General features: G+C 67.4%; 8 protein-coding genes. 7 read left to right on the forward strand and 1 reads right to left on the reverse strand.

Annotation, left to right across the window (positions count from 1 at the left end):
• The first annotated feature begins 68 nt into the window (after nucleotides 1-68).
• The 7 genes from DK459_RS08060 to DK459_RS08090 are packed head-to-tail and all read left to right on the forward strand — an operon-like array spanning nucleotide 69 to nucleotide 7,880.
• Nucleotides 69-2,420, forward strand: a complete 2,352-nt coding sequence (locus DK459_RS08060) for a bifunctional salicylyl-CoA 5-hydroxylase/oxidoreductase (RefSeq protein ID WP_049055273.1) — start codon at nucleotides 69-71, stop codon at nucleotides 2,418-2,420.
• Nucleotides 2,417-3,208: an SDR family NAD(P)-dependent oxidoreductase gene (locus DK459_RS08065; RefSeq protein WP_054498573.1), complete on the forward strand. Its 792-nt coding sequence runs from the start codon at nucleotides 2,417-2,419 to the stop codon at nucleotides 3,206-3,208. The genes DK459_RS08060 and DK459_RS08065 overlap by 4 nt, the downstream gene beginning before the upstream one ends.
• A gap of 38 nt (nucleotides 3,209-3,246) precedes the next feature.
• Complete coding sequence (locus tag DK459_RS08070; protein ID WP_054516755.1) at nucleotides 3,247-4,104, forward strand: enoyl-CoA hydratase family protein; 858 nt, start codon at nucleotides 3,247-3,249, stop codon at nucleotides 4,102-4,104.
• A gap of 2 nt (nucleotides 4,105-4,106) precedes the next feature.
• Nucleotides 4,107-5,276, forward strand: coding sequence for an acyl-CoA dehydrogenase family protein (locus DK459_RS08075; protein ID WP_110134633.1), 1,170 nt, complete (start codon nucleotides 4,107-4,109; stop codon nucleotides 5,274-5,276).
• 60 nt (nucleotides 5,277-5,336) lie between these two features.
• The gene (locus tag DK459_RS08080) at nucleotides 5,337-6,977 is read left to right on the forward strand and encodes an AMP-binding protein (RefSeq protein ID WP_053499068.1); all 1,641 of its coding nucleotides are present in this window, start codon (nucleotides 5,337-5,339) and stop codon (nucleotides 6,975-6,977) included.
• 20 nt (nucleotides 6,978-6,997) lie between these two features.
• On the forward strand, nucleotides 6,998-7,423 hold the full coding sequence (locus DK459_RS08085) for a thioesterase family protein (protein WP_054443794.1): 426 nt from the start codon (nucleotides 6,998-7,000) through the stop codon (nucleotides 7,421-7,423).
• A 52-nt stretch (nucleotides 7,424-7,475) separates the two neighbouring features.
• Nucleotides 7,476-7,880, forward strand: coding sequence for a RidA family protein (locus DK459_RS08090; protein ID WP_006388562.1), 405 nt, complete (start codon nucleotides 7,476-7,478; stop codon nucleotides 7,878-7,880).
• 483 nt (nucleotides 7,881-8,363) lie between these two features.
• Here DK459_RS08090 and DK459_RS08095 read toward each other — a convergent pair.
• The coding region (locus DK459_RS08095) for a helix-turn-helix transcriptional regulator (protein ID WP_146221886.1) at nucleotides 8,364-8,641 on the reverse strand (278 nt) is incomplete at its 5' end.

Genomic DNA, 8,641 nt, shown 5'->3' on the forward strand with positions numbered 1-8,641 from the left:
ATCAAGGCCTAAAAATAGCAGCGACCCGCCCCAAGCTTCCGGGCCGCACTTCTTGGAGCGTTACGGCAATGAAAATCGTATGCATTGGTGGTGGTCCCGCCGGCCTGTACTTCGGTCTGCTCATGAAGCTGCAAGACCCGGCCAACGAAGTCACCGTGATCGAGCGCAACCGGCCCTATGACACCTTCGGCTGGGGCGTGGTGTTCTCGGATGCCACCATGCAGAACCTGCGCGAAGCCGATCCGGTTTCCGCCCAGACCATCGGTGACGCCTTCAACCACTGGGACGACATCGACATCCATTTCAAAGGCCGCAGTATCCGCAGCGGCGGCCATGGCTTCATCGGCATCGGCCGCAAGAAGCTGCTCAACATCCTGCAGGCGCGTTGCGAAGACGTTGGCGTCAAACTGGTGTTCGAGAACTTCGTCCAGGACGACCAGGCCATCGCCCGCGAATACGACGCCGATCTGGTCATCGCCTCCGACGGCATCAACAGCCAGGTCCGCACCCGCTACGCCGACACCTTCCATCCCGATATCGACCAGCGCCGCTGCCGCTTCGTCTGGCTCGGCACCAAGAAGGTGTTCGATGCCTTCACCTTCGCCTTCGTGCAGACCGAGCATGGCTGGTTCCAGGCGCATGCCTACCGCTACGAAGACGGCATGTCGACCTTCATCGTCGAAACGCCCGAGGAAACCTGGCAGGCCGCCGGCATCGAGCAGATGAGCCAGGAAGAAGGCATCGCCTACTGCGAAAAACTGTTTGCGCCCTGGCTGGACGGCAATCCCCTGGTCAGCAACGCTTCGCATCTGCGCGGCTCGGCCATCTGGATCCGCTTCCCGCGCGTCATCTGCAACACCTGGGTCCACTGGAACCAGCTGGAAACCAGCCGCGGCAAGCGCGCCGTGCCCGTGGTGCTGATGGGCGACGCGGCGCATACCGCGCACTTCTCCATCGGCTCGGGCACCAAGCTGGCGCTGGAAGACGCCATCGAACTGGCGCGCTGCCTGAGCGGCGCCGAAGGCAGCGTCGAGCGCGGCCTGAAGCATTACGAGGAAGTGCGCAGCGTCGAAGTGCTGAAGATCCAGAACGCCGCCCGCAACTCCACCGAATGGTTCGAGAACGTGGCGCGCTACGCGGAACTCGAACCCGAACAATTCGCCTATTCGCTGCTGACCCGCTCGCAGCGCATCTCGCACGAGAACCTGCGGCTGCGCGATCCGGCCTGGCTGGAAGGCTTCGAGCGCTGGATCGCCGAGCATGCCGGCGCCCAGGCGCCGGCCGGCCAGCGGCCGCCGCTGCCCATGCTGACGCCGTACCAGGCGCGCGGCGTCAAACTCAAGAACCGCATCCTGGTGTCGCCGATGGCCATGTATTCCTGCACCGACGGTGTGCCGGGCGACTTCCACCTGGTGCACCTGGGCGCCCGCGCCATGGGCGGCGCCGGGCTGGTGATGGTGGAAATGACCTGCGTCTCGCCCGATGGCCGCATCACCCCGGGGTGCCCGGGGCTGTGGAACGACGAGCAGCAGCAGGCCTTTGCCCGCATCGTCGGCTTCGTCCACGGCAACAGCGACGCCCGCATCGGCGTGCAGCTGGGCCATGCCGGCCGCAAGGGCTCGACGCAGTTGGGCTGGCAGAAGATCGACCATCCGCTGGCCGAAGGCAACTGGCCGCTGCTGTCGGCCTCGGCCCTGCCGTACATCGAAGGCGTGTCGCAGACGCCGCGCGCCATGACGCGCGCCGACATGGACGACGTGCGCGACAACTTCGTGGCCGCCGCGCGCCGCGCCCAGGCCGCCGGTTTCGACTGGCTCGAACTGCACTGCGCCCACGGCTACCTGCTGTCCAGCTTCATCTCGCCGCTGACCAACCGGCGCGACGACGAATACGGCGGCAGCCTGGAAAACCGCCTGCGCTTCCCGCTGGAAGTGTTCCGCGCGGTGCGCGCCGTCTGGCCCGAGGACAAGCCGATGTCGGTGCGGATCTCGGCCAGCGACTGGGTCGAGGGCGGCATCACGCCCGACGACGCCGTCGAGATCGCGCGTCACTTCAAGGCCGCTGGCGCCGACATGATCGACTGCTCGTCGGGCCAGGTCAGCAAGGAAGAAAAGCCGGTCTACGGCCGCATGTTCCAGACGCCGTTCGCCGACCGCGTGCGCAACGAGGCCGGCATCCCCACCATCGCGGTGGGCGCCATCTTCGAGGCCGACCACGCCAACGGCATCATCGCCTCGGGCCGCGCCGACCTCTGCGCGCTGGCCCGTCCCCATCTGGCGGACGCCTCCTGGACGCTGCGCGAATCGGCCCGCGTGGGCTATCGTGACGTGAGCTGGCCGAGCCAGTACTTCGCCGGCAAGCGCCAGTTGGAAACCAATTTCGAACGCGCCGCCGCCATGGCGCAACTGGACATCAAATGAGCACGTCCTCCCTTCCCTTGGCCGGACGCCACGCGCTGGTGACGGGCGGCGCCCGCGGCATCGGCCTGGCCAGCGCCCGCGCGCTGCTGGCGCGTGGCGCCCGCGTCACGCTGCTGGGCCGCGACGGCGGCGCGCTGGAGGCGGCCGTCGACAGTCTGGCCAGCCTGGGCCAGGTGCAGGCGGTCAGCGCCGACATCGCCGACGAGGCCTCGGTGCGCCAGGCCTTTGTCCAGGCCGAGGCCGAACTGGGTCCGGTGCTGGTGCTGGTCAATAACGCCGGCCAGGCCGTCAGCCAGCGCTTCGACCGCACCGACGCGGCGCTGTGGCAGTCGATGCTGGCGGTCAACCTGACCGGCACCTTCCACTGCATCCAGGCGGCCTTGCCCGGCATGCTGGCCGCCAAGTGGGGCCGCGTCATCAACGTGGCCAGCACCGCCGGCCTGATCGGCTACGCCTACGTCAGCGCCTACTGCGCGGCCAAGCACGGCGTGATCGGCCTGACCCGCTCGCTGGCGCTGGAGACGGCGCAGAAGGGCGTCACCGTCAACGCCGTCTGCCCCGGCTATACCGAGACCGACATCGTGCGCGGCGCGGTCGCCAATATCGTCGAGAAGACCGGCATGACGCCGGACGCCGCCCGCGCCAAGCTGGCCGAGCGCAATCCGCAGGGCCGCCTGGTGCAGCCCGAGGAAGTGGCCGAGACGGTCGCCTGGCTGGCGCTGCCGGCCTCGTCGTCCATCAACGGCCAGGCCATCGCCGTCGACGGCGGCGAAGTGATGACCGGCTGAGCCCCCGCCCACCCCTAAGATTCCAGAACGGAGACACCATGAGCACGCAGCCCGAAGAGCACACCATGAAGCACCACAAGCGCCCGCTGGCCGGCTACCAGGCCCGGACGTTCCTGTGGCAGGTGTCGGCCGACGGCAAGGTCGCCACCATCACGCTCAACCGGCCCGAGCGCAAGAATCCGCTGACCTTCGATTCCTACGCCGAGCTGCGCGACCTGTTCCGCGCGCTGGTGTACGCGACCGACATCAAGGTAGTGGTGGTGACGGGCGCCGGCGGCAACTTCTGCTCCGGCGGCGACGTGCATGAAATCATCGGGCCGCTGACCAAGATGAGCATGCCCGAGCTGCTGGACTTCACCCGCATGACGGGCGACCTGGTCAAGGCCATGCGCGCCTGCCCGCAGCCGATCGTGGCGGCGGTGGACGGCGTCTGCGCCGGCGCCGGCGCGATGGTGGCGCTGGCCTCCGACATGCGCCTGGGCACGCCTGCCGTGCGCACCGCCTTCCTGTTCACGCGGGTGGGCCTGGCGGGCGCCGACATGGGCGCCTGCACGCTGCTGCCGCGCATGATCGGCCAGGGCCGCGCCTCCGAACTGCTGTACACCGGCCGCGCCATGACGGCCGAGGAAGGCGCCAGCTGGGGCTTCTTCAACGCCCTGCACGAGTCCGACGCGCTGATGGAGGCCGCCGCCAAACTGGCCGCGCAGTTGGCCGCGGGCCCCACCTTCGCCCACGGCGTGACCAAGAAACTGCTGCACCAGGAATGGAACATGGGCGTGGACGAGGCCATCGAGGCCGAAGCCGAGGCCCAGGCCATCTGCATGCAGACGCGCGATTTCCATCGCGCCTACGAGGCCTTCGTGGCCAAACAGAAGCCGGTCTTCGAGGGGAACTGATGATGCGCGACGCAAGCTGGCTGGACTGGCCCTTTTTCGACGACGCCCACCGCAAGCTGGCGCATGAGGTCGACGGCTGGTGCGAAAGCGCCCTGGGAGACGTCGACCACCACGACGCCGATGCGGCCTGCCGCAAGCTGGTCAAGGCCATGGGCCAGGCCGGCTGGTTGCGTTACGCGGTCGCCGGCGGCCCCGGCGGCGCCTGGGGCGGCGCGCTGCCCGAGGTGGATTCGCGTTCGGTCTGCATCCTGCGCGAAACGTTCGCGCGCCACGAGGGCCTGGCGGACTTCGCCTTCGCCATGCAGGGCCTGGGCAGCGGCGCGATCTCGCTGATGGGCTCGGACGCGCTGCGCCAGCGCTACCTGCCGCGCGTGGCCCGCGGCGAGGCGATCGCCGCCTTCGCGCTGTCCGAGCCGGATGCCGGCTCGGACGTGGCCGCGCTGGCCTGCGAGGCCCGGCTGGAGGGCGATCACTACGTGCTCAACGGCGCCAAGACCTGGATTTCCAATGGCGGCATCGCCGACTTCTATTGCGTGTTCGCCCGCACCGGCGAGGCGCCGGGCGCGCGCGGCATCAGCGCCTTCGTGGTGGATGCCGACACCCCGGGCTTCGAGATCTCGGAGCGCATCGAGCTGATCGCGCCGCACCCGCTGGCCACCATCACTTTCGACAACTGCCGCATCCCGGTGTCGCAGCGGCTGGGCGAGGCGGGGCAGGGCTTCAAGCTGGCGATGATGACGCTGGACATCTTCCGCGCCTCGGTGGCGGCCGCCGCGCTGGGCTTTGCGCGCCGCGCGCTGGACGAAGGCCTGGCGCGCGCCAGGTCGCGCCGCATGTTCGGCCAGACCCTGGCCGACCTGCAACTGACGCAGGCGGCGCTGGGCGACATGGCCACGGCCATCGACGCCTCGGCGCTGCTGACGTATCGCGCCGCGTGGATGCGCGACGTGCAGAAACAACGCACCACGCGCGAAGCGGCCATGGCCAAGATGACGGCCACCGAATCGGCGCAGGGCGTGATCGACCGCGCGCTGCAGATGTTCGGCGGCGCGGGCGTGGTGTCGGGGATGCCGGTGGAGAAGCTTTACAGGGAAATCAGAGCGCTGCGTATCTACGAAGGCGCCACCGAAGTGCAGAAGTTGATCATCGCCCGGGAACTGCTGAAGGCCTGAAGAAACCATCGAGTTTCCGCTTTCGGCAGTCAACTACACCGCATCAGCAAGGGGAATTTCATGGAAGTATCCGCCCACATCGACACTTTCGCCCGGGACAATCTGCCCCCGGGCGAACAATGGCCCGAGTTCCTGCTGGACGGCCCCGACGTGGCCTATCCCAAGCGCTTCAATTGCGCGGTTGAGCTGGTGGACGCCATGGTCGGCCGTGGCCACGGCGAGCGCGTCGCGCTGCGCTGGGCGCAGGACGGCAAGCCGGCCACCATGACCTACCGCGAGCTGGCCGCGCTGACTAACCGCATTGCCCGCGTGCTGGTCGAGGACATGAAGCTGGTGCCGGGCAACCGCCTGCTGCTGCGCGGCCCCAACAATCCGATGATGGCCGCTTCGTGGCTGGCCGCCATCAAGGCCGGTCTGGTGACGGTGCCGACCATGCCGCTGCTGCGCGCCAAGGAGCTCAAGCAGATCATCGACAAGGCGCAGATCCAGGCAGTGCTGTGCGACGTGCGCCTGAAGGACGAGGCGCAGTTCTGCGCCCAGCCGGACCACGAACACCATTGTCCGGGGCTGGCGCAGATCGTGTATTTCAACGACACGGCGCCCGAGGCGCTGGACACGCTGGCAGCGGGCAAGCCGGATGATTTCACGGCCTGCGATACCGCCGCCGATGACGTCTGCCTGATCGCCTTCACCAGCGGCACCACCGGCGCGCCCAAGGGCTGCATGCATTTCCATCGCGATGTGCTGGCGATGTGCGACCTGTTTCCCAAGCATGTCATCAAGCCGGGTCCGGATGACATTTTCTGCGGCACGCCGCCGCTGGCGTTCACCTTCGGCCTGGGCGGCCTGCTGTGCTTTCCGCTGCGGGTCGGCGCCAGCACCGTGCTGGCCGAGCGCCTGACGCCGGAAAGCCTGCTGCAGCTGATTCAGGACTTTCGCGCCACCATCGTCTTCACCGCTCCGACTTTCTACCGCCAGATGGCGGCGCTGGTGGGCAAGTTCGACCTGTCCTCGCTCAAGAAGAGCGTGTCGGCCGGCGAGGCCCTGCCCGACGCGACGCGCCAGTTGTGGAAGGAGGCCAGCGGCATCGAGATGATCGACGGCATCGGCGGCACCGAGATGATCCACGTGTTCGTGTCCAGCCCGCCGGAGTCGGTGCGCCGCGGCGCCATCGGCCGCGTGGTGCCCGGTTACATCGCGCAGATCGTGGACGACGACATGAACCCGGTGCCCAACGGCACGGTGGGGCGCCTGGCGATCAAGGGGCCGACCGGCTGCCGCTACCTGGCCGACGAGCGCCAGCGGCGTTTCGTGCAGAAGGGTTGGAACCTGCCGGGCGATACGTTCGTGCAGGACGATGACGGCTATCTGTTCTACCAGGCGCGCAACGACGACATGATTGTCTCGGCCGGCTACAACATCGCCGGGCCGGAGGTCGAGGACGCGCTGCTGCGCCACGAGGCGGTGGCCGAATGCGGCGTGGTCGGCGCGCCCGATGACGAGCGCGGCCAGCTGGTCAAGGCGTTCGTGGTGCTCAAGCCCGGCTTCGAGCCGAGCGAGGCGCTGGTGGCGGCGCTGCAGCAGTTCGTCAAGGCCAACATCGCGCCCTACAAGTATCCCCGTGCCATCGAGTTCGTCTCCGCGCTGCCGCGCACCGAGACGGGCAAGCTGCAGCGTTTCGCGCTGCGCAAGATGGCCTGATTCCGCATCAAGGAAATTCCATGGCAGCTCCGTTCGTCAGCCAGGTTGAAGTCCGCTTCCGTCATTGCGATCCGGCGGGCATCGTTTTCTACCCGCGCTATTTCGAGATGATCAATGATTTTGTCGAGGAGTGGTTCGACAAGGGCATGGGCTTGCCATTCCACGCGCTGCACGTGGAGCGCCATATCGGCACGCCGATGGCGTCGGTGACGTGCGATTTCAGCGCGCCGAGCCGCTGGCACGAGAAGCTGCGGCAGACGCTGCAGGTGCAGCGCATCGGCGGCGCGTCGTTCAAGGCGCTGGTGCGCTTCGAGGGGCCGGACGGGCAGTTGCGGCTGTCGGCGACGTTGACGATCGTGACGGTGGATCTGCGCACGATGAAGTCGATGCCGTTGCCGGCGGATCTGCGCCAGCGCATGCAGGATTATCTGGTTGCCGCCGAGTGAGTTCGGCGGGGGCCGCCCTGGTGTTTGTTTTTTGAAAATAGGATGAGACGTTATGAAGATTCTGCAACCGCCGGATTGGATGGCGCCGCGGGGCTATTCGAATGGGATCCTGACCGAGATGACGGTGGGGAGCAAGCTGGTGTTCGTGGGCGGGCAGGTGGGCTGGAACGGGCAGCAGCAGTTCGAGTCGGATGATCTGGCCGATCAGGTGCGGCAGACGTTGGCGAACATCGTGGCGATTCTCGCCGAGGGCGGGGCCAGGCCGGAGCATATCGTGCGCATGACGTGGTATGTGACGGACAAGGATGCGTATGTGGCGGCTTATCCGGAGATCGGGAAGCACTATCGTGAATTGATCGGGAGGCATTTTCCGGCGATGACGGCGGTGGAGGTGGCGGATCTGGTGGAGGATCGGGCCAAGGTGGAGATTGAAGTTACTGCGGTGGTGCCGGCTTGATGGTGGGCCGGCCTTGACGTGTTGATGCGCGTCGAGGTGGGTTCTTTAGCCGCGGGAGCCGGGGCAGGCGGGGGATGGCGGGGCTACGATTGCGGTCCGGAGCCTTCGCTCCGGACTGCCCCGTCCTCATCTTCGTCCAGGCCTTCGGCCTTCCCTTCAGATTCCGTCGGGCGCATCTACACGCCCCGCCATCCCCCGCCTGCCCCGTCACCCGCTCACGATAAGAATTAATGGCGGGTGCTGGGGAAGGGGGCGTTTCTTGGCGTTCTGACAGGCGGCAACGCGGGTTCAGAGCGATTTGCGGGGCCCGCTTCAAGGCGGCCGCGCGGGCGGCCTTTTGAAGCTTACTTGGTGTCTTGCGGGGGCGGATGACGCTGCGCGCTCGCCGGCGGGGCGCTTTATCACATATGTGTTGGTTTAACTACGTTTGTGATTCTCCGCTTGTGGCTGCGGGGTTGGCGCATGGCGCCAGAATTGTCAGGCCTATCTGCGGGCCTGGAAGGTTTCGCGGGGGAGTTCGCCGAAGCGGTCGCGGTAATACTCGGAGAATCTGCCCAGGTGGCTGATGCCTACGGATACCGCCACCTCGGTCACGCTTTCGCAGGCGCCTTGTCGCAGCTTTTCGCGGGCGGCGTCCAGGCGCAGGACGCGTAGCGCCTGCATGGGGGTGGTCTCGCGGTGTTGCTGGAACAGGCGGGTGAGGGCGCTGGGGCTGGCGCCGGCGCCGCGGGCGATGTCTGTCAGGGTCAGGGGGGCGGCCA

Origin of the sequence: Achromobacter sp. RW408, assembly GCF_003184165.1 — a bacterium.
GTDB lineage: Bacteria > Pseudomonadota > Gammaproteobacteria > Burkholderiales > Burkholderiaceae_B > Achromobacter > Achromobacter xylosoxidans.